Annotated in this window: 22 protein-coding genes; 11 read left to right on the top strand and 11 right to left on the bottom strand. The window is 54.2% G+C overall.

The genetic code is table 11. From position 1 onward, the window contains the following. The first annotated feature begins 2 nt into the window (after positions 1-2). Positions 3-611, top strand: coding sequence for an SCO family protein (locus B4C79_RS00110; RefSeq protein ID WP_171100993.1), 609 nt, complete (start codon positions 3-5; stop codon positions 609-611). Here B4C79_RS00110 and B4C79_RS00105 read toward each other — a convergent pair whose 3' ends face one another. From B4C79_RS00105 to B4C79_RS00075, 7 genes are all read right to left on the bottom strand, one after another. Then, positions 612-1,247 (bottom strand): hypothetical protein, encoded by a 636-nt coding sequence (locus B4C79_RS00105; RefSeq protein WP_171100991.1) that lies wholly within the window; start codon positions 1,245-1,247, stop codon positions 612-614. 210 nt (positions 1,248-1,457) lie between these two features. Beyond that, on the bottom strand, positions 1,458-2,183 hold the full coding sequence (locus tag B4C79_RS00100) for a hypothetical protein (RefSeq protein WP_291740070.1): 726 nt from the start codon (positions 2,181-2,183) through the stop codon (positions 1,458-1,460). Positions 2,184-2,199: 16 nt separating this feature from the next. After that, the gene (locus B4C79_RS00095) at positions 2,200-2,877 is read right to left on the bottom strand and encodes a glutathione S-transferase (protein WP_291740080.1); all 678 of its coding nucleotides are present in this window, start codon (positions 2,875-2,877) and stop codon (positions 2,200-2,202) included. Positions 2,878-2,950: 73 nt separating this feature from the next. After that, positions 2,951-3,877, bottom strand: a complete 927-nt coding sequence (gene rpoH, locus B4C79_RS00090) for an RNA polymerase sigma factor RpoH (RefSeq protein ID WP_008247579.1) — start codon at positions 3,875-3,877, stop codon at positions 2,951-2,953. Between the two features lie 94 nt (positions 3,878-3,971). Further along, entirely contained in the window at positions 3,972-6,122 is a 2,151-nt protein-coding gene (locus tag B4C79_RS00085) for a TonB-dependent siderophore receptor (RefSeq protein ID WP_291740068.1), read from the bottom strand. Between the two features lie 130 nt (positions 6,123-6,252). Next, on the bottom strand, positions 6,253-7,491 hold the full coding sequence (locus tag B4C79_RS00080) for a PqqD family protein (RefSeq protein WP_291740067.1): 1,239 nt from the start codon (positions 7,489-7,491) through the stop codon (positions 6,253-6,255). Positions 7,492-7,494: 3 nt separating this feature from the next. Continuing rightward, positions 7,495-7,791, bottom strand: a complete 297-nt coding sequence (locus tag B4C79_RS00075; RefSeq protein ID WP_291740066.1) for a hypothetical protein — start codon at positions 7,789-7,791, stop codon at positions 7,495-7,497. Between the two features lie 202 nt (positions 7,792-7,993). On the opposite strand from B4C79_RS00075, the gene B4C79_RS00070 reads away from it, so the two are divergent. The 4 genes from B4C79_RS00070 to pqqA all read left to right on the top strand — a co-directional run bounded on the left by B4C79_RS00070 (position 7,994) and on the right by pqqA (position 10,839). Next, positions 7,994-8,668 (top strand): response regulator transcription factor, encoded by a 675-nt coding sequence (locus B4C79_RS00070; protein WP_291740065.1) that lies wholly within the window; start codon positions 7,994-7,996, stop codon positions 8,666-8,668. A 9-nt stretch (positions 8,669-8,677) separates the two neighbouring features. Then, positions 8,678-10,021, top strand: coding sequence for a sensor histidine kinase (locus B4C79_RS00065; protein ID WP_291740063.1), 1,344 nt, complete (start codon positions 8,678-8,680; stop codon positions 10,019-10,021). Next, complete coding sequence (locus B4C79_RS00060; RefSeq protein ID WP_291740062.1) at positions 10,018-10,674, top strand: response regulator; 657 nt, start codon at positions 10,018-10,020, stop codon at positions 10,672-10,674. Before B4C79_RS00065 ends, B4C79_RS00060 begins: the two co-directional genes overlap by 4 nt. Before the next feature lie 90 nt (positions 10,675-10,764). Continuing rightward, entirely contained in the window at positions 10,765-10,839 is a 75-nt protein-coding gene (gene pqqA / locus B4C79_RS00055; protein WP_008247588.1) for a pyrroloquinoline quinone precursor peptide PqqA, read from the top strand. 60 nt (positions 10,840-10,899) lie between these two features. On the opposite strand, the gene B4C79_RS00050 is transcribed toward pqqA, so the two are convergent. Next, positions 10,900-11,379, bottom strand: coding sequence for a hypothetical protein (locus B4C79_RS00050; RefSeq protein WP_291740060.1), 480 nt, complete (start codon positions 11,377-11,379; stop codon positions 10,900-10,902). Positions 11,380-11,500: 121 nt separating this feature from the next. Further along, a complete protein-coding gene (locus tag B4C79_RS00045; RefSeq protein WP_291752183.1) occupies positions 11,501-12,610 on the bottom strand; it encodes a cytochrome D1 domain-containing protein in 1,110 nt (369 codons plus the stop codon). 225 nt (positions 12,611-12,835) lie between these two features. Between B4C79_RS00045 and B4C79_RS00040 the strand changes: the two genes are divergently transcribed. Beyond that, entirely contained in the window at positions 12,836-13,690 is an 855-nt protein-coding gene (locus B4C79_RS00040) for an alpha/beta hydrolase (protein WP_105027509.1), read from the top strand. Here the strand turns inward: B4C79_RS00040 and B4C79_RS00035 are convergent. Next, complete coding sequence (locus B4C79_RS00035) at positions 13,672-14,736, bottom strand: AraC family transcriptional regulator (protein WP_291752186.1); 1,065 nt, start codon at positions 14,734-14,736, stop codon at positions 13,672-13,674. The genes B4C79_RS00040 and B4C79_RS00035 overlap by 19 nt on opposite strands. After that, positions 14,727-15,155: a DUF4149 domain-containing protein gene (locus B4C79_RS00030; RefSeq protein WP_291741610.1), complete on the bottom strand. Its 429-nt coding sequence runs from the start codon at positions 15,153-15,155 to the stop codon at positions 14,727-14,729. Before B4C79_RS00030 ends, B4C79_RS00035 begins: the two co-directional genes overlap by 10 nt. 164 nt (positions 15,156-15,319) lie before the next feature. Between B4C79_RS00030 and B4C79_RS00025 the strand changes: the two genes are divergently transcribed. The 5 genes from B4C79_RS00025 to B4C79_RS00005 all read left to right on the top strand — a co-directional run. After that, positions 15,320-16,873: a flavin-containing monooxygenase gene (locus tag B4C79_RS00025; RefSeq protein WP_291741612.1), complete on the top strand. Its 1,554-nt coding sequence runs from the start codon at positions 15,320-15,322 to the stop codon at positions 16,871-16,873. Between the two features lie 96 nt (positions 16,874-16,969). Continuing rightward, a complete protein-coding gene (locus tag B4C79_RS00020) occupies positions 16,970-18,625 on the top strand; it encodes an acetolactate synthase large subunit (protein WP_171100966.1) in 1,656 nt (551 codons plus the stop codon). Next, on the top strand, positions 18,622-20,022 hold the full coding sequence (locus B4C79_RS00015) for an aldehyde dehydrogenase family protein (RefSeq protein ID WP_291741620.1): 1,401 nt from the start codon (positions 18,622-18,624) through the stop codon (positions 20,020-20,022). The genes B4C79_RS00020 and B4C79_RS00015 overlap by 4 nt, the downstream gene beginning before the upstream one ends. Before the next feature lie 23 nt (positions 20,023-20,045). Further along, complete coding sequence (locus tag B4C79_RS00010; RefSeq protein ID WP_105027501.1) at positions 20,046-20,327, top strand: helix-turn-helix domain-containing protein; 282 nt, start codon at positions 20,046-20,048, stop codon at positions 20,325-20,327. A gap of 124 nt (positions 20,328-20,451) precedes the next feature. Then, the coding region (locus tag B4C79_RS00005; protein WP_291741623.1) for a DUF6531 domain-containing protein at positions 20,452-24,321 on the top strand (3,870 nt) is incomplete at its 3' end.

The following is a 24,321-nucleotide window of genomic DNA, read 5'->3' as shown; positions in this document are numbered from 1 at the left end:
GTATGGGCAGTTTCAAACAGTTTCGTTGGGTAAAAACATGGCTGGCTTTCGGCGCGGTGGCTCTGTTGGCCGCCTGCAGTGCAGGCCCTGCCAGCTTTATCAACACAGACATTACGGGTTCTTCTTTGGTGGCCAACTTCAAGTTAAAAGACTTGTCGGGTACAGAGCGCACCATGGAAAGCTACAAAGGCAAAGTAGTGGCCATGTTTTTTGGCTACACCCATTGCCCCGATGTGTGCCCCATTACCATGCAGCAATGGAGCGAGGTGAAAGCCAAGCTGGGCGAGAAGGGCGACAACTTGCAGGTGCTGTTTGTGTCCGTTGACCCAGAGCGCGACACGCCCGAGTTGCTGAAAAAGTATGTGCCCCAGTTCAACCCTACCTTTGATGCACTTACCGCGGAATCTTCCGAAGAATTGAAGCCCCTGTTGGCTGGCTTGCGGGTGTACGCCGGCAAGGTGGAAGGCAGCAGGCCCGACAACTACCTGATGGACCATACCTCCGCAAGCTATGTGTTCGACCAGCAAGGTCGCGCCCGTTTGCTGGTTCGCCACAACGCAGATTCTGCACCCGTGGTCAGCGATGTTGAACAAATTCTCGACGGCAAATAACTAGTCTTTTCTCGCCGTAATTACGCTGCAACTGAGCTGTTGCAGGTTCATTGCCATTTGAGCCGTGAATTCGGCAATGCTGCGCTTTTTGTGCCGCTGCGCCATGCTTGTCTGTTTCGAGCTCACCGTGTCGTTTTCAATGTTGAACACAACCTCCCATTCCAGCAACAGTGGTTCGCCTTCCGGGCCGTGATTGATTAGTACAATCACTGGTCTGCCTTCAAAGAGTTCGCTACGGATCAGGTTCAGTGTGGCTTGTGGCTTGTTGCCTGCGTACCAGTTGGCAACAAGCCCGGCCTTTTTCAGGCCCTTCAGCATGGTCGCGGGCGAGGTACCCATACTGCCACCTAGCAAATCCGGGCATTCGGCCCAGCGCATGATTTCGTGAATGTAGGGGTCATTCAAGGGGTGGCCGTGCCGGTCTTTGGGCAGGTGGTTCCAGCCAATTTCATGGTGGTGCAAAATGGTACCCAGGGCGCAGGGGCCGCTTGCGCGTTGTACACCTTCAGGTGCTGTGAACGCGTAAAGGGTTGATAAATCGAATTTGGGGTTTGTGGTGAATTCGAGAGGTTTGCCAGTGCTGACAATTGATTTGGCCTCTGAAAAATCGAGTCCGAAGTTGGTGTTACCGCTCATAAAAAAAGGTCCTTTGCTGCCAAACTCAATTCACATCTTATTCAGTGAATGAGCGTATTCTCGTCACGCATAGTTCTATGCACAAAGCTAATTCCGTTGTGCAGAACAGAGCTTCGCTCGATCCGCAAAGGAATTGTCTCTTAAGTTACTAACGAGTCATATCCTATCGAGAGGACAAGCCAACCCTTCGAGTGTTCAAGTGCCAGGGTCTTAACTCGGCAAATCGGGGCTGTTGCTGCTTGCTTGCAAAGGTACGGCCAAACTGCCCACAGGGGAGGGCGCACCAAGGGTTGAGAGTAAACCATCCAGTGCATCGGTCACCGGGGAAAGTACGGCGTCCAGGGGGCTGGCAGCAGGTTCTTCAGGTTCCGGGTTGGGATTCGGTTCAGGGGCAGGTGGCGGGTTGTTGTTGCCACCGGTGCCTGAGTCGTTGTTGCCCGATTCGGTGGTGCTGGTGGTTTCAGTGGTGTTTGTGTTGTCTTCGTTGTCGCTGTATATGGCTGCGGTGGCACCTAAAAACACCAGGCTTTCCAGCACCGGGTAGCCGGTCGACTCGCCATTGGCGTTGGTGGTGCCAAACAGTCCGAACAGGTCCGGGTTGTCCGAAGTGCCTGCGTTGTTCTCGGAAGCCTGTTGGCCGTCGAAATACACTCCCTGGCCATACAGGTCGGTGGCGATCCACTGCGGTGCTTCGTCCATTTCAACCACTTCCAGGTTGAAGGTGGCAGCCGCACCATTCTCAATAATCAGCGCATCTTTCACGCCAGTGAACTCAATGACTGCCTTGCCGCCCGCATCGCTGAGAACACGGTCGCCCGGCAATAGAACCATGCCTGCTTGCGCGGGCAGGAAGAAACCATCCCTAATCAACTGCACACTGCCGTTGATTTTGGTGATTTTTGCCTGTTGTTCTATCGACGTGCTTACTGCGTTCATGCGTTATTCAGCGAAATTAAGCGTAATTGTAAGGACCGCCCACTTCCAGTGCTTTTTTGAAGCTGGGCATTGCGTGGATGCGTTTTACGTAAGCTGCAATTTTGGGCATGCTGTTGATGCTCTCGGCGCGACTCATGGCTGCTTCCAGTGGAAAACTCATCATGAAGTCAGCGCCAGTCATCTCGCCGCCACAAAACCACTCACTCTTGGCCAGCACACTTTCAATGTAAGCAAACTGCTTTTCAAGGTTGGGGTTGATGAAGCTGCTTTTTACCTGCTTTGAAATGCCTCGCGCAATTGGCAACACAATGGGTTTCAGCAAGGCGGGTACCGGTGCATTCTCGATTTTATTGAACACCAGTGTCATGACCAATGGGGGCATGGCAGTGCCTTCGGCAAAGTGCATCCAGTAAGTGTAATCCCGGTGGGCCTGGGTACCTGCTGCCGGGCGAAACTTGCCGCCAGCCTTGTCGATCAGGTATTCCACAATGGCGCCGCTCTCGGCCACGGTAATGTCGCCATCCGTAATCACAGGCGATTTCCCCAGGGGGTGAATTTTCAGCAATTCGGGAGGGGCCAGGTAGGTTTTGGCGTCGCGCGCATAGCGGGTTACCTTGTAAGGCAGGCCGAGTTCTTCAAGCAGCCAGATAATACGCTGTGAGCGTGAGTGTTCCAGGTGGTGTACTTCGATCATGGTCATAAAAAAGGGCTTGTTGCCAAGCCCTTAGTGTAGGTTAGTTTTCACCCAAAATGATTACAGCCTTGTTTTAAACCTCGCCGTGTTCGTATTTCAGCAAGGCTGTTTTCATTTTTTTCATGGCCTGGGTTTCAATTTGGCGCACCCGCTCGGCCGATACACCCAGCTCTGCAGCCAGGTCGTGAAGGGTTTTGGCGTTCTCGCCAGCCAGCCAGCGGCTGGAAATAATGCGCTGGCTGCGTTCGTCCAGGCTGGCCAGGGCCATGTCCAGGCCCTCGCTGTGCAGGCGTTCCATGTTGGCACCCTCCAGCACTTCAGTGGGCTCCGCACCTTCAGCGGCCAAATAGCGCACAGGGTTGTAGCTGTTTTCTTCACTGTCTACGTCTACAACCGGGTCAAGGCTGAATTCATGGCCAGCCATGCGACGTTCCATGTCGTACACGTCTTCGGGGCGCACATTCAACTCGCTGGCCACCTCATTGATTTGGTCTGGCGAGAGGGTTTGACCATATTTTTTGAAGCTGTTCAGGTTAAAAAACAGCTTGCGGTGCGCCTTGGTGGTGATCATTTTCACCATGCGCCAGTTGCGAATAATGTATTCGTGAATTTCTGCCTTGATCCAGTGCAGCGCAAAGCTGACCAGGCGCACGCCACGCGTGGGGTCAAAGCGTTTCACTGCCTTCATCAGGCCGATATTGCCTTCTTGAATGAGATCAGCGTGGGGCAGGCCATAACCAAGATATTGGCGTGCCACGGCCACCACCAAGCGCAGGTGGCTAAGCACCAGGCGGCGGGCGGCTTCAAGGTCATTGTCGCGCTGCAGGCGTTCGCCGAGCTCAACTTCTTCCTCGGGGGACAGCATGGGAATTTGGTGTGTGGCTGAAATGTAGGCATCTAGGTTGCCAAGCGGGCCACGGGCCACCAGCGCCCATGGGTCGCGCACAGCAAGGCTGTTGCCAGCGGCGCGTGTGTTAGCAAGGGTCAATGCAGTGGTCATGATTGCGGTGTTCTCCGAATTAATGAACCAATTTCCAGTTAATTTTAGCACTCCCTGCGAAAGAGTGCTAATCACCCGGAAAAGTTCCTTGGAATCACCAGCGATAACTGACTTGCGCCTGAACGGTCCGCTCTTGTGCTGCAACCGTGAACGGCGTTCCCCCGCGAATGTAGGCGCTGGGTTCGTACTCGCGGTCGAACAGGTTTTGAATATTCAGGGAAAAACGGGCCTGTTTCCAGTCATAGTGAATGCTTGCATCAAACACTGTTGCATTGGGTACCTTCAAGGTATTGCTGGCGTCTGCAAAGGTAGAACCCAGGTAGCGTGCGCCCAGGCCAATACCGACGCCATTCAGCACATCGCCACGCAAGGTGTAATCAGCCCACAATGAGGCCAAGTGCTCTGGTGTTTGAACCGGGCGGCGATTCAACTCCGCTGGGTCGGTTGAGCGCGTAATTTCAACGTCGGTGTAGGTGTAGCTCGCGATCAGGTTGAGTTGGTCGGTGATTGCCGTCAGTGCCTCAAGTTCAATGCCCTTGGATCGGGCTTCGCCCGTTTGCTCTTGAGCAAATGTGTTTGGGTTTGTGGTCAGGAAGTTTTCGCGAGTCAAGTCGAACAAGGCCACATTGAACTGGCTGCCAGCGTTCGGTTGAAACTTAACCCCCACTTCGAATTGCTGACCGGTTTCGGGATCAAAATTCCGCCCGTTCGCATCGGTGCCCAAAGCCGGCAGGAAAGACTCGGTGTAACTAAGGTATGGCGACACACCGTTGACGAATTGGTACATCAAGCTTGCGCGCCCGGTTGTGGCGCTGTCGTCTTGCCTGCTTTGCCTATTCATTAGTAGATCGTTAACCTTGTTTTTTGCTTCGTCATAGCGGCCCGCCAGGGTGGCTATCCATTGCTCGTAGCGAATTTCGTCTTGCAGGTAAAAACCCAACTGTTGCTGCTCAGTGCTGTCATTTCTGAACGGCGCGGGAATATTGACCGGCGATCCGTAGACTGGGTTGTAGATGTCAAGCGAAGGGGCTGCGCCAAAGGCTTGTATGGAATCAAGCTCGACATTCTGGAAATCGATACCGCTCAGCAAGGTGTGCTTTGCAGCCCCCAGGGAAAAGCGGTATTCCAATTGATTGTCCAGGGTCAGGGAAGCCAAATTGCCAAAGCTGCTGAAGTAAGCACGGTCCACTGTGCGTTGGTCAGCCTGAAGTGAGTTGCTGAACACCACCACATCGTTCAGATCGGTTTGGTAGTAGCGCGTGTTCTGTCGAAGTGTGACGGAGTCGTTGAGCTTGTGTTCCAAAAGCGAGGTAACAGAAAATTCCTCCCTTTCGTATTTGTCCACGCCGGGTTCGCCCGAAAAGCGGTTGCGTGGAATTGGTCCGTTTGGATTGGGCAGAAGCGTACCTGCAGCAGGCAAGGCCTGTGAAGAAATGGTGTCGTTTTTCTGGTAGTGGGTGAGTAGCGTTAAGCTGGTGTCAGAATTGGGTTTCCAGGTAATTGCTGGCGCAATGTAAATTCTGTCGTCGTGCACAAAATCCACCTGTGTGTCGCTGTTTCGCAATAAACCGGTCAGGCGATAGCTGAATTCATCATTGCTTTCAAGCGCACCGCCAATGTCGACAGTGGCTTGTTTTCTGTCAAAGCTGCCCACTTCAATGCCAAATTCACGGTGTGTTTCCTGGCTGGGCCGGCGCGTCACAAAATTAACCAAACCGCCAGGGCTGGCCTGCCCGTACAGCACGGAGGAGGGGCCGCGTAGCACTTCAATTCGCTCAGCACCAAAGGGCTCCAGGCCATAGCTGATTGAAAACCCGGGATTGCTGAGTTTAAGGCCATCGCGAAACAGCCCTGTTGTGGACGCATCAAAGCCACGAATTCTGAAAAAGGTGAAACGGGGTTCCACTCCAAATGGCTCGCCCTGAATACCGGGCGTGTAGCGCAATGCCTGGCCCAAATCGTTTGCGTTTTGATCTTCGAGTTGATCGCGACCAATCACTGAAATGGCTTGGGCTGTCTCAGCGATTGCTGTATTGGTTTTTGTTGCAGTGGCACTGCGGCTGGCAGCATAGCCCTCAAAAGGGCCGGCAGGATTTTCCTGGGCTGGGGTTTGTTCTACCACTTTCACTTCGGGCAATGTTTGTCCGGCCGTGGAAGTTGTGTTGGCGAAGGCAACTGTGTGCCCACTCAGGGCAGCGACGATGAGTAGGTGTAACAGGGCATAGGGTTGCTGGGGTTTTTGCATGGCAAGGTTCTGGGGGATGTTTGAGTGATCGGAATAAAGATTTATTAATAGTAACAATAATGCGAATCATTATCAATTAAATTGAAATAGTGGTTCGCTTGAAAATTTGTCACTACCCGAGTTTGCCGCTTTATTGCTCGATCAAAAAACCTTCAGCCCACATTTTGCCAAGCATCTTCAGGACATCGTGCTCAAGTTGTTTTTGTGGCACTTCTACAAATACCTCGGCCAATGCTTCGGCCAGCTCCCTGGCGTTGCCCGGCATTTCAAGCAGCGCCCACACGGCTTGCCCCTCGGTGTTCAGGCGCCAAAGGGTGTGTTCGCCAGCTTGCCATAGGAAGGCGGACTGACCGATGCGGCGCAAGGCTGCGGTAGGTGCTCGTTTGAATACGCGGCCCGTGTCTGCAAGCGTATGGGTCTCGGGGGTTGGCGGCACCCAACCCTGTGCAGGCTTCACCTGAAGATCAGGATTAATGGCCTCTTTGCCATCAAAAGCTTTTCGAAGCAGTTGCACGGCTTCCTCCAGGTTGCTGTACACCAGTCGAACGCAAGTAATTTTGCCCAGAAGTGCTTGCGTTGTTGCCAAGGCTTCGCCGGGCGAGTTGAACTGCCCCATATTCTGTTCAAGTGTGTAAAACAGGGCATCGTCTTCGTTCACGGTGTGAAGGCATGCCGGGGTGTCGGTTTGCCGGTCCAGTACCACGATTGCGCCAAGCGGCAGGCGCACGCCGTGCAGTGCCACGTTGCTGGCACACAGGTAACCGTAGCGGCTGTCGTGTGGCCCCATGTGTTGCCTGGCAAACTGCTTGAAATGCATGCTCGCCTTGGCGGGCAGGGGCAGGCGCAAACGTGGTGCTACACCCAGCGCCACACCCTCCCCCTGAGGGCTGATGGGCAATACATCGTCACAGAAAATTTGCAGGTCTGGTTCGGCGCAAAGTCTTGCAATCAGCGTGCTTTTGCCTGCCCGTCGCGGGCCTGTAACCGCAATAAGCCGACCCCCGATTGCAAAAGCCCCGGCATGCAGGGCAATCGGGTTTGGACTTTCCTCAATGTGGGTTTCAAGCACATCGGCCAGCAGTGCGCACAGTGCACTGGCGGCGGGCAAGCCAAGCAATGGCTCGTCCAGATAAACAGATTCAATGTCAAAAGTGTAGGGGGTGTTCTGGCTGTTGTTAATCCTCGTAATGCAGTTGTGTGGCATGTCACAGGCTTTGCCATGTGTTGGTGTGCAGGTGTATTTCCAGCTTGGAACAAGCTGTGTGAGGCCCTGGAGCAATGCTGGCTCGTTGGGCACGCACACTTCACCTGCCGTGCCTTCGAACCTCAGCAACAGGCAGGCGGGGCTTTGTTGCGGTACTGCGTTCATTGTCTAGAAGCGAATATAAAACCAGGGGCGGCTTACCCGGGAATAACGCGAGTAGCGGGAATATCGTGAATATCTGCTTGGGCGTGAGGGCCGGGAAGAGCGGTAGCCCTGGCCATAGCGTGTGTGGTAATGGTCATACCGGGATGGGCGCGACTTTCGGCTGGGCCTGGAACGGCTACCCGCCTGTGCCGTGGCCAAGCCCACCATTGCAGGCGCGGCATACAACGCACCCACGGCCAAACCCACTTTGGCCAGCATGGCCCTTCTTGCTTTTAATTTCTCATCGTCTGTGTGTGACATTCTACTTCCCCTGTCAATTGTGGTCGCCTCGAGAATTGCGCCCATTCACTTGAAACGCAGCTATTCAAAAAGTGCTGACAGAGTTGTAAGCCTGTTTGCATTCTTTACATAACTAAACATTTCAATTGATAATCGCACTAACAATTCATAAAAAAATTATTTGAAAACGCCAAGCGACAACCACACTTTTGGGGAAAAGGGTTTGAAGAACTTATTGATACTGGAAGACCATCCGACCTCGGCCATGGTCGTTGAGGAAATTATTGCTGCTGTCGTGCCGGGCTTAACTGCTCGGGTGGTTGATTCTGTTGAGCAGCTTCAGCAAATAGAGCCAGCGGATGTAGACCTGGTGGTCTCCGACCTGGTGTTGCCCAACAGCAAACCTGCTGAGGTAATCGATATGGTGTCACAACGTTTTTCCAGCTCACTTCGCATTTTTTTTACCGCTCTGGGCGATGCGAAAATTGAAAGGCAGGTGGCCAATTCGGGTGCGCTGCTGCTCTCCAAAAGCCAGCATTACAAAGAATTAATGGTTCAGGTTCAAGCTTTCCTGAAACGTGATTCAGTCAACCTGAATTCAATTTCACAACGGAACGAGTTTCAAAGTCTGATTCAAATGCCCGGTAGCCCCAAGCCTTTGACCATCAAACAGGCACAGGTGATGGAACAGGTGTCCCTTGGTAGAACAGGCAAGGAAATTGCAAAGATACTGGGCATGAGTCCCGACACGGTGAATGCCCACATCAAGGAAGCCTTTGGGCGGCTGGGTGTTCAAAACCGTGGCGAGGCAGTGAGCAATTATTCGGTTGCGAGAAAGCTGGCGGCCCGCCTGCATGGGGAGGCCGCGCTGGCGCACTTGCAGCCCAACCCCGATTAAACTGTTTGAATGAACCTGAAACGCTATTTGCTGGTGCGGATGATCACCCTGGGCCTGTTGTGCTGGGTGTTAATTTCCGCCTATGTGGTGCTGCGCACAGCCAATGAGGTAGATGATGCCTTGGCCAGCGATGCCACGCGCTTGCACGAGATGGTGGAGTACTCCATGTACAAGCGGCAAATTAATCCCGAAATCGAGGGCTCGCCTGTGTTGGTGGGTAGCCAGTACGGTTTGTTGTTGGCACCTTATTGCATACGTTACGAGGGCTGGAACGGACAGGTGCGGCAAGAGGGTTGTGAGCAGCTGGTACGCCACCCTGTCGAGGCCCAGTTGATGCGCCTGTTGGGTGTACAAATTGAAGCGCAGCCGCGCCCCGTTGGCCTGTGGGGTCAACCGTTTGGCGAATTGACCATCACTGCCGATCCGCAATTGGTGCTGGCCAAATTCTGGAATACGCTGCGCGACTTGCTGTTGCTTAGCACCCTGATCGTGGCCAGCCTGGCCGCCTTAACCTATGTGGTTATTGGTCGCGCCTTGCAGCCGGCCGCAACCTTGGTCGAAAAAATCGATTCGATTGCCATTTCCGAGGACAGCCCGCCTCCCGCGCAACTTCCCGATGTGCAGCCACGGGAGTTTGGTCGTATTGCGCAAGGGGTAAACCGCTTGAACGAGCGTTTGTGGCGGCTTACCCAAACCCGCCGAAACCTGATGATGAAGCTGCTCAATGTGCAGGAAGATGAACGGCGGGAGTTGGCCCACTTGGTGCACGCAGATTTGGGTCAGTCCCTGAGCCTGATCGCGGTGAATTGCGCCCAGCTGCGCGCGCAACTCAAGGGTGGGGATACGGAGGTGCAAGAAAAGCTGGAGGAAATCGAGCTGCAAATTGAGGGCGCGTTCGAGCGTATGCGGGCGGTGTTGGTGAACAAGTGCCCGCCTGTGTTGGAAGGGGCTGATCTTGGCATGGCCATTCAAGACCTGTGTACCCGCTGGGAAATTAATGCGGGCAGCGGCTGGACAGTGAACCTGAGTCTAGAACCTGCCGCCTTGAATAGTTTGGACCAAGACCGCGCCCTGTGTGTTTACCGTACCGTGGAAGAGTGCCTGGCCAATGTGCGGCGGCACGCAGCGCCGGGGGCGCCCGTGAATGTGGGCTTGGCATTGCAGGCCGGTGTGCTTGAACTGTGTGTGGAAAATTGCTTGCCCCAACCGGTTGAAACGCAGGTGCCATCGGGCGGCATGGGCTTGAACTTGCTGGCTGAAAGGGTGAGGGTGCATGGTGGTGTATTCAAAGCCCAGGTTGAAGAAAACCGGTTTGTGGTGTCTGCCCGTTTTCAACAAAAAGGTACTTCATGAACAACGCTGATCTCCGTATTTTGCTGGTGGATGACCACGCCGTGGTGCGCGCCGGTTATCGGCATTTGTTGGAAACACAAGGTGGTTTCAAGCAGGTGCGTGAGGCTGAAAACGCGCAGGAGGCCTATGCCGCTTGCCAGAAAGACTTGCCTGCGCTGGTGATTTGCGACATCAGCATGCCAGAGCCGGTGGGCTTGAACCTTGTTCAGCGGGTGTTGGGGCGTTGGCCTGAGGTTAAATTTCTGATGTTTACCATGCACAACTCAATCGAACTGGCGCGTGCGTGTATGGACGCTGGCGCAAAAGGTTATGTCACCAAAAGCAGCCGGCCCGAAGTGCTGTTGCGCGCCATTGGCGAAGTGTTGGCGGGCCGCACTTTCATGAGTGCTGACTTGTCGCGTTTGATGGCACTTTCCCGCTTGCGCGACAACCGGGGCGGGCTTGATGAATTGAGCAGCCGCGAGTTCGAAGTGCTGTGTTTGCTCGTGGCTGGTCAGTCTGCCGAGCAAATCGGCGAGCTACTTTTTTTAAGTGCAAAAACCATTCACAACATTCACTATCAAATCAAAAAGAAACTGCAGGTGAGCAACGACATTGAACTCACCAAGCTTGCGATTGCTTGGGGGCTGACTAGTCCTTCAATTACGCAGTGAAGTCGGGCAAAATTCCTGAAGAAGTAGGGATAAGCTTATTTCAACGGCAAAGGCATTTGCTGATTTTTACAATACTTTGGAGAAATAGACATGAGCTGGACCACCCCACAATTTGTAGACATGCGTTTTGGTTTTGAAATCACCATGTACATTGCAAACCGTTAATTTTTTTCGGTTGTTGCAGCAATAAAAAAGGAAGGCCAAGCAGAGTTGGCTTTCCTTTTTTTATGCGCGGCGCAGTTGCTCGGCTGAATTCAAGGTCAGTTTCAAACCTTGCTCAAGCAGCGACCTGGCAATGTTTTCATCGCCAAAGCCGTAAGGGGCTGCTGGGGAGTGATCGTACAGCAGGCCCAGGTAAAGGTAGGCTGCCCCATCGTTTGGTGCCAATGCAATTGCACGTTCAAGTGAAGCTTTTGCGTGAGCCTGAAACTGCAGCGCACACAGTCCTCCCAGTGATTTCGCGTACCCTGTCAGCACAATACCGTTCCAAAGTAGAACCTTTGCGTCATTCGGGTATTGGTGCGCCAATTCCTGTGTGGATTCAGCCAAACGACACAGCATGGCATCGCGAGTACGGCCAAAGTCGCAGCGAAGCGCTTGCGCCCAAGTGCCTTGAATGGCTTCAATACTATTGTCTGGTGCGGTTTCAGTGTTCGTTGGGCTGTTTGCAATGCCTCTGTCGATTACATTAAATACGCGTCTCATAGGTAACTCCTAAACCACGTTAATCACATCAAAGTGTTGCATGGTGGCAACCGTTTTATTGATTAACGCGGAAAATTCGTTTAGGAGTACAAACAATAAAAAATACCCATTCGGGCTTGTATCAACCAGGAATGTCCAGTGACCCTACAGACTTCGGCGACACCATCACGCCCCAGGGCATATTGCCTTCGGGAATGTCTTTGATCACGTTGCCAGTGGCGTAGTCCAAAACCAGAATGTTGTTGCTGCGGCCACAGGCCACAATCAACTGTGTGTCATCGGGTGTAAAGCTAAAGTGCCAACAACGGTCGCCCACCGGCATTTCTCGCTTGAGCTCAAGCGTTTTTGCATCAAATACCTGAATCGCTTTACCACGTGCCAAGGCCACCACAATTTCGGAACCATCGCGGGTATAAGTGACGCCGTAAGGCACTTCGCCCGTGGCAGCCTCGTTAATCACATTGTAGTTTTTGTCCAGAATCAGCATTTTATTGCCGTACTCAAGTGTGACCACGAATTGCTCACCATCGGGCGAGCGTTTCACGCCGCGTGGTCGAATGCCGTAGCTTTCGGTATCGATCTGTTTGATCTTCTCGCCAGTTTCAATGTCATGTACCGATACATTTTCATCGGCTTCATTGGTCACAATGATGTGTTTTCCATCGGCAGAAAACTCAATGCCTTCGGTCTCAAACCCCGCCGTAATTTCCTTGATTTTTTCACCCTTCACCAAGTCGATGATGGCCACTTGTGCTGGCAGTTCATCGCCTTCTTCTCGCTCTTTCTCGATGGCTTTGGCTTCTGCTGAACCAGGCTTGGGTGGAGGGCCACCCTTGGAGGCAGGCTCATAAGCCACAAAGGCCAGGTTACCCAACACGCGCACAAATTCGGGGTTAATGCCCACAGGCACACGGCGTACCACCTGGTTGGTGGCGGTGTCTACAATGGCCAAATCTTTGGTTTCTTTTACGGCCACCACCAGTAGCTTGCCGTCCTCGGTCAAGCCTACTCCGCGGCCACCTTCACCCACGTTAATTTCGCCGATCTTGGTGTAGTCGGCCAGTGAGTAAATGGTCACTGGGCCGTCTTGGTGGGTTACGTAGGCCACTGCTTGTGGTGCAGCCTGTTCAACTGGGGCTGCTGCTTCCGGGGCAACTGTTTCCTCTTTCTTGGAGCAGGCCGCCAATGCCACAGCCAAACCCAACGCAATCGCGCTTGTTTTGAATTTCATGTTCTTGTCCTCTCCCTTCTAATCGTTCAACGCTATGGAAGTTTCCCTGTTTTGTCCCGGGAAGATTTCCTGAAATATGAATTGTCATTGTGACAGGTCATGTGGGCAATTCCTTCCAAACGTTGATTTAACGCCATTTCTGCAAGCACTTTGAACCTTTGTGACAGTTTGGTTTCAATACACTGTGTAGTGTGACCAGTAACCATTTTGTAAAGAAGTACATCCATGAAGTATGTTCAAGAGAAAGTAGTGCGCAACCCCGAGTCGCGTTTGGTGCCCCGCATGGCGCTGTCTGCCTCCATGGGTTTTGCTGCGTACTGGACTTACCTGTACTTCAGCCAAACCCGGCATATTTTCAGCCCTGCGTTGAAGCACCATGAGGTGCTGACCCACCACGCACACGAATTCACTGAACTGCGTTTGCAAGTGGCTCCCGGCATTGAACTGGAAGGTTGGGTGCGCATGCCTGCTGGCCTGGGTGGTGCAGGCAGCAAGGCACCGTGCGCCATTTATTTCGGTGGCCGCAGCGAAGACGTGCGCTGGTTGCTCAATGAAGCGCAAGGCTTCAAGAATTTGCCCCTGGTGTTTTTCAATTACCGGGGATATGGCAATTCCAAAGGCACGCCGATGGAGAAAAATTTGGTGGCCGATGCGCGTGCCATTTACAAATGGGTAGCCGAACAACCCTGGTGCGACCGCAATCAAATTTCTGTCATCGGGCGCAGCCTGGGCACAGGTGTTGCCATGCAGTTGGCCGCCAGCACACCAGTGCACAAGCTGGTGTTGTTTACCCCTTACGACAGCTTGATCAGCATTGCCAAAAAGAAAGTGCCTTTGGCACCGGTGTCGCTGTTGTTGCGCAGCAAGTTCAAATCGAATGAATGTGCCGCGAATGTACGCAACCCCACCTTTGTGTTGCTGGCTGAAAATGATGAGGTGGTACCCCACGATTCCTCATTGCGCTTGATGCAGCACTTCGCTGTGAAACCCCTGGTGGCCACAGTGAAAGGCACCGACCATGTCAGCCTGCCACACGATACCGATGCGCAAGGTTTGGTCAGTCATTTCTTGACGACGTAGCTTACCCACTCCCTGTATTCGCTGGGTGTTTTGCCAGTCAGTTTTTTGAATGCACGTGTGAAATTGGCGCGGTCCTGGTAACCCACACGTTGCGCAATTTCATCTACATTAAGCTTGCTGGTCTCAAGCAACAGGCAGGCGTCGCGTTGAATCACCTCGCCCAATAAATCTGTAAAGCTTCGCCCTTCATTCTGTAGCTTGCGCTTTAATGTACGCACCGACATGTGCAGGGTTTCTGCCATGTCTTCAAGTTGCGGGTAGCGGCTATCCCGGCAAATCAGCAGGTTTTTCACGCGCCCGCTTAAATTGTCGCCAAGGCCCAGAGCAATCAGTTCTTGCTCGCATTGCTGAATCACCATTTGTGCAGTGGTGGAGTTGGCGGTGGGCAAGGGCAGGTCAAGCCACCTGCCGGGAATTCGAATTTGATTGCCAGCCGCATTGAAACGGCACTTGGGCAGGCTGCTGGCATAGCTCGCATAATAAGGCGGCTCCGGCCAGTCAAACCACAATTCAATTCCGCTGGCCTCGCGCTTGCTGCCCATGGGGTTGAAGAGGCTTTCAAACAGCCGCCACACTTCAATCACAAAATTTTCAATCGCGAACTTGCGCACGGGTTCAAGCGGCATGGCTTCGCGCACGTGGCACGTCAGGGTGCGTTCGTCTTCACTGGTGTCTATGGTGTAGAAGGGCACTTTGGTGGGCAAAAAGCGAATACCCAGCTCAATGGCCTCACGCAGGGTTGCACAACTCATCAAACCAAAACCGATCATGCCCGCTTTGGTCAGGCTGCTTTGTAAACCCATGTCGATGGCGATATGTTCGCTTTGAAACAGTGCCAGCAAATTCATCACGATGATGCCATGCTGGGCCGCGGCGATGCGGCTGTTGGGCACTTGCAACTGAGCCAGTGTCAGCTCGCTGTGTTCCAGAATTTGATCGGTCTCAAAGCCGCGTTGCACCGCATAGTTCACGAAAAACAGCGGGTAGGCTTGTGCCACCGTGGTTTGTTCCAGCAGCCGAAGCTGCGGCAGGTCCTTCAGTTCCATGCCCAGTACACCAGGGTTGCTCCCGTGACCAGAAGTTGCACGCTGTTGATGATCACGCTAAGCCGGTGCTTGGTATTGAATTCAGCGCCTGCGGCTTTGTCCCCAGCCATTTCCCGGTCGCGAAGTTCATTGATTTGGAGCATCAGAATTTGCCGTGTGTACACGCTGGCCAAGCCGACCAACGCCGATGGAAACAACACCCAAAAGCCGCCACCGGAAAGCCCTGCAGAAATGGCACTGAGAAAGCCAAATACAATCACGTACAAGTAGTACCAAGGAAACACAGCGCGAATGAATGGCCCCGCTTGTTCCATTGGCAATTTGGTGAATACCAGCGGTGCAAACAAGGCCGAGAAGGCCAGAATGCCGCCGAACAAACCACCCAGGGCCAAGGTTGTTAGTGCTTGAAACCATTCCATACATCACCTGCTGCAAAGTTACTTCGAGCATTGATTGTGCATCAGTGGGGTGAGTTTGTGGCCCAAATTGACTCTAAAGTCGTCACTTTTCACACTCACGCCTGTTGCACCCAAACCCCTACACTGCATCTCATCGAAAACCAACACAACACGAGACACACTACATGGCCAGCTCAAAAAAAGAAGCACAAAACATTCTTGAAGTTGCAATCGTCGGCGCAGGCGTATCAGGCCTGGGCATGGGTATTCAATTGCTCAAGGCAGGTGAAACCAATTTCAAGATTTTCGACAAAGGCCACGATGTGGGCGGCACCTGGCGCGACAACACTTACCCCGGCTGTGGTTGCGATGTTAAAAGCAGCCTGTACAGCTATTCCTTCGAGCCTTGGGCCGAGTGGAGCAACAGCTACGCCAAGCAGGGCGAAATTTACAAGTACCTGCGCCACTGCGCCACCAAGTATGGTGTGTACCCTTACATTCAATTCAACACCAGCATCACTGGTTCAGTATTCGACGAGCAAGCTGGTTTGTGGAACATCACCACAGCCGATGGCAAAACCATTCAGGCCCGCAATGTGGTTACAGCAGTGGGCCCGTTCAGCGCACCCAAGGTTGCAGAATTCAAGGGTGCCGAAAAGTTCAAAGGCAAAACGGTGCACACCGCCGCTTGGGACCATTCCGTAGAACTTGAAGGCAAGCGTGTTGGCTTGATTGGCACTGGCGCCACGGCCGTGCAGGTTGGCCCCGCCATTGCCGACAAGGTCAAAAACCTGGTGGTGTTTCAGCGCACGGCCAACTGGATCATGCCGCGCCCAGACCGCAACATTGAAGAAGCTGAAAAAGCACTGAATCGCAAAACCCCGTTGAACATGAAAATGAACCGCCTGGGTGTGTACTGGTTCAACGAACTGACTGCACCGTTTTTGATTTTGAAGTACGACATGTTCAAGGCACAGCCCGAGAAAATGGCCAGCAGCTACCTGGCCCGCAAGGTGAAAGACCCTGAGCTTCGCAAAAAGCTGACGCCCACCTTCAAGTTCGGTTGCAAGCGTGTGTTGGTCAGTTCCGATTGGTACCTCACCATGCAAAAAGAGCATGTGCATTTGGAAACCAATGCGATTGATTGCATCACCGAAAAAGGCATTCGCACCGCCGATGGCGTAGAGCACGAACTCGACGTGATCATTTACGCCACAGGCTATGAAGTGCGCCACACAGGTTCGCCAATCGACGCCAAAGGCATTGGCGGCGCAAGCTTGAACGACAAGTGGAAAGACGGTTCGGAAGCCTACCAGGGCATTTCAACTGCGGGTTTCCCCAACTTGTACTTCCTCGTGGGTCCGTTCACTGGCCCTGGCCACACGTCTGTTATCGCTTATGCTGAAGCGCAAATTGGTTATGTGATTCAGGCCATCAAGTTGCGCCAAAAGCGCAAGCTTAAAGCCATTTCTGTGAAACCCGAGGTGGAACAGAAGTTTGTAAATACCATGGACTTCCGCAGCGAACACACGGTGTGGAAAAGCGGTTGCGCAAGCTGGTACCTCAGCCCCAATGGCCGCAACAACACTTTGTACCCTGGCTTGAACGCTGAATACCGCATGCGAATTGCACGTTTCAACCCTGCAGAATATGTGCTGACGGCCAGCAATGGCAAAACGGTGAAGCCGAAAGTGACAGACCACATCAGCACCGGTTTGATGGCACTCAAGGCGGCCTGATCGAGCACATTCAGTACTATCCAGAATGGATAAGGGTATTGATATTGAAATCCAAGAGGCAGACACTGGTCGTTCCCCCAAAAAAGGAGAGCGACCATGTCGACCCAAGGCACCAAAGCATCGGATCTTTTTGTTCAGGCCCTGGAAGCAGAAGGCGTAAAGCACATATTCGCTGTACCCGGCGAAGAAAACCTGGACATGGTCGAAAGCCTGCGCAACAGCAGCATCAAGCTGGTGCTGACCCGCCACGAACAAGGGGCGGGTTTTATGGCCGCCACCTATGGTCGCCTTACAGGCCGTGCCGGCGTGTGTATGGCCACTTTGGGCCCTGGGGCGACCAACTTCACCACGCCCGCTGCCTATGCCCATCTGGGTGCATTTCCGCTCATCATGATCACAGGGCAAAAGCCCATCAAGAAGTCCAAGCAAGGCCAATTTCAAATCATCGATGTGGTCAATCTGTTTGCGCCCATCTGCAAAATGAGCAAGCAAATTGTTCATGGCAACAACATTCCCGCCTTGGTTCGCGAGGCCTTTCGAATTGCTGAAGAAGAACGCCCCGGTGCAGTGTTGCTCGAGCTGCCCGAAGACATTGCCGCTGAACAAACCACCGCGGCCATCATTCCCCGCAGCGAGCGGCACTATGCCGTGGCCGACGATGTGGTGCTGAACGAAGCGGTGTCCATGATCCGCTCTGCCCGCATGCCGCTGGTGCTGCTGGGCGCGGGTGCAAACCGCAAACAGGCCCGGCTGGCTTTGCAAGAATTCATTGAAACCACCGGCATTCCGTTTTTCAGCACGCAAATGGGCAAGGGCGTGGTGGATGAGGGTTCTCCCCATTTTCTGGGCACCGCGGCATTGTCAGACGGCGATTATTTGCACTGCGCCATTGAACGTGCCGACCTCATTGTCAATGTGGGCCACGATGTGGTTGAAAAGCCGCCGTTTTTCATGGCCCACGGTGGTAAAAAAGTAATCCATGTGAATTACCGTTCCGCCAAAGTAGACCAGGTGTATTTTCCGCAATGCGAGGTGGTGGGCGATGTGGCCCGCTCTGTGCAAAAGCTGACCCAAAAAATAGGTGGCAAAGTGGTGTGCGACCTCGCCTACTTCAAGCGCATTCGCGAAGAAATTGAATTGCACATCAAAGAAGGTGCAGACGACGACCGCTTCCCCATCATTCCCCAACGCCTGGTGGCCGAAACCCGCCGTGCCATGGGCGCCAAAGACATCATTGCGCTGGACAACGGCATTTACAAATTGTGGTACGCCCGCAATTACAAAGCCTACGAACCCAACACCGTGTTGCTGGACAACGCGCTGGCCACCATGGGAGCCGGTTTGCCCTCGGCCATGATGGCCGCCATGTTGTACCCCGATCGGCGGGTAATGGCCATTTGTGGTGACGGCGGCTTCATGATGAACTCGCAGGAAATTGAAACTGCGGTGCGCTTGAAGCTCAACTTGGTCGTTACCATTTTGAACGACAGCTCGTACGGCATGATCCGCTGGAAACAAGAGCACGCGGGCTTTGCGGATTGGGGGCTTGAATTTGGCAACCCCGACTTTGTGAAGTACGCCGAGGCCTATGGTGCAACCGGCCACCGGGTGGGCAGTGCCGCTGAACTGGTGCCCACCTTTGACCGGGCCTTCAAAGCCGGGGGCGTGCACATCGTAGACGTGCCCGTGGACTATTCTGAAAACAAGCGTGTGCTGATTGACGAATTGGCCGCAAAGGTGTGTTTGATATGAATAACTCAATGAACAACGCCACTTTGGAGGTGGTCAACCCTTTCGATCTAAAGCCGATTGGCGAAGTGAAGCTGGTCGATTGGCCCACCATCGATGCCTGGTTGAACACCGCCAGCCAATTGCACAAAACCCGCGCCAACTGGCTGCCAATGCACCAGCGAATCGCCATTCTCAAAAAAACGGCACAGCTGATGCAAGGCCGGTTTGATGAACTCGCCTTTCAAATTGCCAACGAGGGCGGCAAGCCCTTGATGGACGCCAAGGTTGAGGTAACACGCGCAATCGACGGGGTTGAACTGTGCATCAAAGAATTGGGCCACCTCACCGGCACAGAAATCCCCATGGACTTGACCGCTGCCGGTGCTGGCCGCATGGCATTCACCACCCGCGAGCCCATTGGCCCGGTGGTGGCGGTGTCCGCCTTTAACCACCCTTTGAATTTGATTGTTCACCAGGTGGGCCCCGCCATTGCCACGGGCTGCCCAGTGTTGGTAAAGCCGGCCAGTGCCACCCCCCTGAGTTGCCAGGCCTTTGTGAACATGCTGTATGAAGCAGGGCTGCCGCAAGAATGGTGCCGCGTTGCGCCTTGCAAAAGCGACGTGGCCGAGCAAATGGTGACCGATCCCCGCGTGGCATTTTTCAGTTTTATTGGTTCAGGTGCAGTTGGTTGGCGGCTAAAAAGCAAATTGGCGCCGGGTACGCGTTGTGCGCTTGAGCATGGTGGTGTGGCCCCGGTTATTGTCGACGACTGTGCCGACCTTGAGGCCATGATCCCGGCTTTGGTCAAGGGCGGTTTTTATCATTCTGGGCAGGTTTGTGTCAGTGTGCAGCGGGTTTACGTGCCCGAAGACATGGCCACCGCCTTGGCGCAAGCCATTGCTGACAAGGCCTCGAAGCTAAAAGTAGGCAACGCCATACTGGCCGATACCGAATGCGGCCCACTCGTCAACCCGAATGAAGTCAAGCGCGTTGAGCAGTGGGTAAATGAAGCCGTAGCAGGCGGCGCACAGGTGTTGTGTGGTGGCCAAAAGTTGGGCGAAACAAGTTATGCGCCCACCGTGTTGTTGAACCCACCCCTCGATGCCAAGGTCAGTACCCAGGAAGTATTTGGTCCCGTGGTGTGTGTATACGGTACCGAATCGCTGAGCGATGCAATTGCGCAGGCCAATAGCCTGCCGGTTGCATTCCAGGCTGCGGTGTTTACCCAAAAGTTGAAAGTGGCCCTGCGCTGTGTGCGTGAAATTGATGCCACCGCGGTCATGGTCAATGACCACACTGCGTTTCGTGTTGATTGGATGCCATTTGCCGGTCGTCGGCAGTCGGGGTACGGGGTTGGCGGAATTGGCCACACCATGCACGACATGACGCAGGAAAAAATGGCGGTCATCAAGTTGTAATTACCGAGTAGATTCAAAATACTATGGCACTGAAAAAAGTAAATCTGAGTGATGTCACCGTGCTGATTCGCACGCGCAGGCGAGAATTGGGCCTTACCCAAAAACAATTGGGCGAGAGGCTTGGTATAGATCAGCGCACGGTGTCTTCTCTGGAGAAAAACCCGGGGTCGATCAGCGTGAACCGCCTGTTCGCCGTGCTTGATGCGCTACAGGTCAGCATGTATTCCTCAACCGATCCTCGCGATGAAAGCAGCCTGGCTCGCCTCACTGTTGACCAGCTTTTTAGAAACGCAAAAATCGTTTAACTAGGGGCAAGCTCAAAGCCGGGTGCTCACCCCATCACCCGGTAAACATCACCCAAACTGATTCAATTCGCCGAAATCCAGGCTGGCAAGTAACTTCGCACGGTTATTCGCCAGCACCGCTTCTATGGATTTCGTTCAACTTCCCGTTTTTGGTCAATCGGTAAAGTCTGGTTTGGGGCTGCGTTTTCGCGGCAACTATTGGGCGTTTTTCGACAAACGCACCGAACTGTCACCCTGGTTGGCGCTGCACCGAGAGTCGATCAACGACACCGAACTCGATGAACTGATGCTGCATGGGTTTCCGCGCACGCGCACCGGCGACACCGTCGATTGCAAAGTGCTTACCCACTTTGGCCTGGTGCAGGGCGACATGTATGCCGATGGTTTTTTCGTGGGCCGCAGCGAAAGGCAACGCACGGCCGCATTCACTGGCGATTTGCTGGTGATAAAAATACCGCTGACAGCCAACCCGCAAAAAGACCTGCTCAACCCCAACAGCATTTACTGGGCCAGTGAAACCAAACTGCTTGCACACCAAGCTGGCAGCGCCGAGCACGAACGCGGAAAAGCACTGGTTGAAATGGCCACTATTTTGCTGGCCCGCTGGCGCGAACACGATGCACAAAACCTTGAGTTCAAGGTGAAACACCGCATTCATGAACTGTGGGAAGAAGGCAAAGCCGTTGGGCAGGGCGCTGGCGCCGCAGCCATGGGCTTTATCGAAGGTTTGTGGAGCCTGATCAAGATCAGTGTTGAGTTCACTGTGAATGCAGTAAAGGCCACCTGCGCTGGGTTCGAGACGCTGATCAATTCCAACTTTGCGCAAATTCAGCAAATGCTGGTGGGTGCGGGCATGGCGGCCTACAACACCGCGCAAGAAATGATCGCTGCCCTGAAGGAAGGCATGCGCCTGTTCAACCTGATTGGCTCCGATCGCCTGTTGCGCACAGGCCTGTTTGAATTTCTGGACGGCTATTCTGAAAGCGTACCCCACCTGCGGCGCTTGCGTAATGCCGCCACGGTGGTGGTGGCCATAGGCATTGAAGTGCTGCTGGCACTGGCCACATTCGGCGGAAGCCTTGCCGTGGGCGCAGCGCGGGTGGGTGCCAGGGTTGCAAACGGTGCCAGCAAAGTGGGCCCATTTACCCAGGCTGCAATTCGACACCTGGCCAATTACGCCAAGGCGCTTGAAAAGGCACAGGCCTCCAAACTGCGTTCAGTCGATGGTGCGCCCTCAGGCAACCGATCTTCAAAAAACAGCACCACCACCACCGCAGCGGCAAAGCCTGCTGAGCCCGGCAAGCCGGCAGCGAGCAATACACAAGGTGCAAACACACCCAAAGTGGCCGACACCAAAACAGCCGGTGAACCCATCAGCATGATCAACGGCGAAGAACTGCTGCAATTGCTCGATTGCTCAATGCCCGGCGTGGTGGGCTTGAACTGGCAGCGCACCTACCGCAGCAGCCTTGCAGAACAAGGATTCAATGCAGGGCTTGGGGCCGGTTGGGCACACCCCTTAAGCCAGCACCTGCTAGCCCAGGAAGGCGCGCATGAAAGCAGCCTGAACTACATCGACGAGGAAGGCCGCACGGTTTACTTCAAGCCCTTGAAGGTAGGCCAGCGCTGCACCAACACCAGTGAATTTTTAACCCTGACGCGCACCGCAGAAACAGTCTACCGCCTGCAAGCCAGCAACGGCCTGGGTTTGGCCTGGCACTTTGAACCACTTGAAATGGCGCCGGGCAGCGAACCCACACAAAACGAAATGCAGCGCTTCTCGCTGGTTCGCATCGAAGACGCCTTTGGCAATGCACTTGCAATTGATTACACGCATGGAGTGCCCACCCACCTGCATAGCAGCCAAAGCAGTTGGGTACTGGGTTACAACGAACAAGGCTTGCTTGCACAAATTGCCCAACTGGCCAAAGGTTATTCAGCAGACGAAACCGACACCGCCCTTGAACAAAACCAATTGGGTTTGAATCAACTGGTACTGGTGCAATACCGCTACAACCCACAGGGCCAGCTTGTGGCCGTAACCGATGCCGCAGGCTTTGAAGAACAATACGCCTACAACAAACGCAATGTGCTGGTTCAGCGCACGCTAAAAAGCGGTTACAACATTTACTTTGAATGGGAGCAGGCGGGCGAACACTCCCGCTGCGTGCGCCAGTGGGGCGACCCCGTGGGCGGCCAACCCACCTACCACTACCGGTTTGAATGGGATATTCATGGCACGGCCACCAACGTTGCCATGGACAGCCGCGGTGCGCGCACTGAATACCAGTTCAATGCCCAAGGCTTGCCCGTGCTTGAAAAGGGCCCTGAAGGCGGCGTTACACGTACACGCTACAACAGCAGTGGGCAGGTGTTGGAGCGCGTGGATGCCCTGGGCCACCGCGAGCAGTTTCAGTACAACAGCCAAGGCCATTTGGTGGCTTACACCAACAAGCTTGGGCAGCTGCACAGGTTTGAAGTCAACGCACAGGGGCAGGTGTTAAAGCACATCAATGCTGCAGGCCATGTGCGCAGCAACACTTACACACCTGAAGGATTGCTGGCCAGCGACACCGATGCCACAGGTGCCACCACACGTTACCGCTACAACCACCTGGGTTTGTTGTGTGGAGTAACAAACCCCTTGGGCCAAAGCACGCGCATGTTGTACAACGCGCAAGGCCAGCTGCAAGCGCAAACCAATGCACTGGGGCAAAGCAACACTTACCAATTCGACGCCTGGGGGCGGCTGGCAGGCATAAGCAACCCGCTGGGGCGCAGTGCCTATTACGCCTACGACTTACTGGGTCGATGCACCCGCGCCACCAACCACGAGGGCCTAAGCACCGAATACAGCTACGGCCCACTGGGCCAGCTTGAACGTATTACCGACCCCACCGGCCGCAGCGCGGTTTACGAATATGCCGACAAATTAAGCCAGCCCACCGCACGCATTGATGCACAAGGTTTTACCCTTCGCTACCGCTACGACAGCGAACGCAATTTGATCGAACTGCAAAACGAAAACGGTCAAAGCTGCCACTTTGAATACGACCTTGCCGAACGCTTAACCAAAGAAAGCGGCTTCGATGGCCGGGTGCAAACCTACCAGTACAACGCAGTGGGCCACCTGCTTGAAAAGCAGGAATGGGGCGTGTTACACGGTGCCGCAAACGGGCTGTGTCTGGATCAAATACCCAAGCAGCCACTGGCCTACTCACGCTACACGCGCGATGCCTTGGGCCGATTGTTGAAAGCCCGGCAAAGCGATGGTGAAGAAGCCACCTTTGCTTACAACCCGCAAGGCCAGTTGGTTCAAGCCAGCAACGCGCACCGCACCCTGCAATGGGAGGTAGATGCCGAAGGCCGCGTACTGGCCGAGCGTCAAGACCAGCATCGAATTGATCACCAATACAACCCGGCAGGCTGGCTCAAGCAAACCAGCTGGGGCGCAATGGGTGGTGGGCTACCTTCGGGTGCTTTGGCCTACCAGTACAACGCCTTGGGTTTGCTCAGCGAAATTAACTTCAACGGTGAACTACTGGCGCAGTTCGAGCGCGACACCCTGGGCCGTGAAGTGGTGCGCAAGCTGGGCAACCAGGTTCACACCCAAAGCCTGTACGACCCACAGGGCAGGCTGGTGGGGCAGGTAAATCGCAGAGCAAACGGTTCTAAAACCGAACGAAGGGATGAACTTTCCCCCACCGTTTCCCGCCGGCGCTACTGCTACAACCAGAGCAACCAACTGGTACGCATTGACGACCAAGGCCATGGCACCAGCCTTTACCACTACGATCTGCTGGACCGCTTGCGCGTGGTGGAAGGCCCCACACCGGAAGCATTTTTATTCGACCCCGCAAGCAATTTGCTTGAGGCGCTGGAGGGGCAAGAGGCCACCGATGCACAAGCAAGCCGTGCCTTGCCAGAGCCTGCTAGCCCCAATGCCCGCAGGCCACAACAAACCCCGGGCAACAGGTTAAAGCGCCAAGGCAAC

The organism is Limnobacter sp. UBA7229, assembly GCF_002473065.1.
In the GTDB taxonomy this organism is placed as follows: domain Bacteria; phylum Pseudomonadota; class Gammaproteobacteria; order Burkholderiales; family Burkholderiaceae_B; genus Limnobacter; species Limnobacter profundi.
Note: the sequence above shows the minus strand (reverse complement) of the source record. Positions and strands in the feature narration are given on the sequence as shown.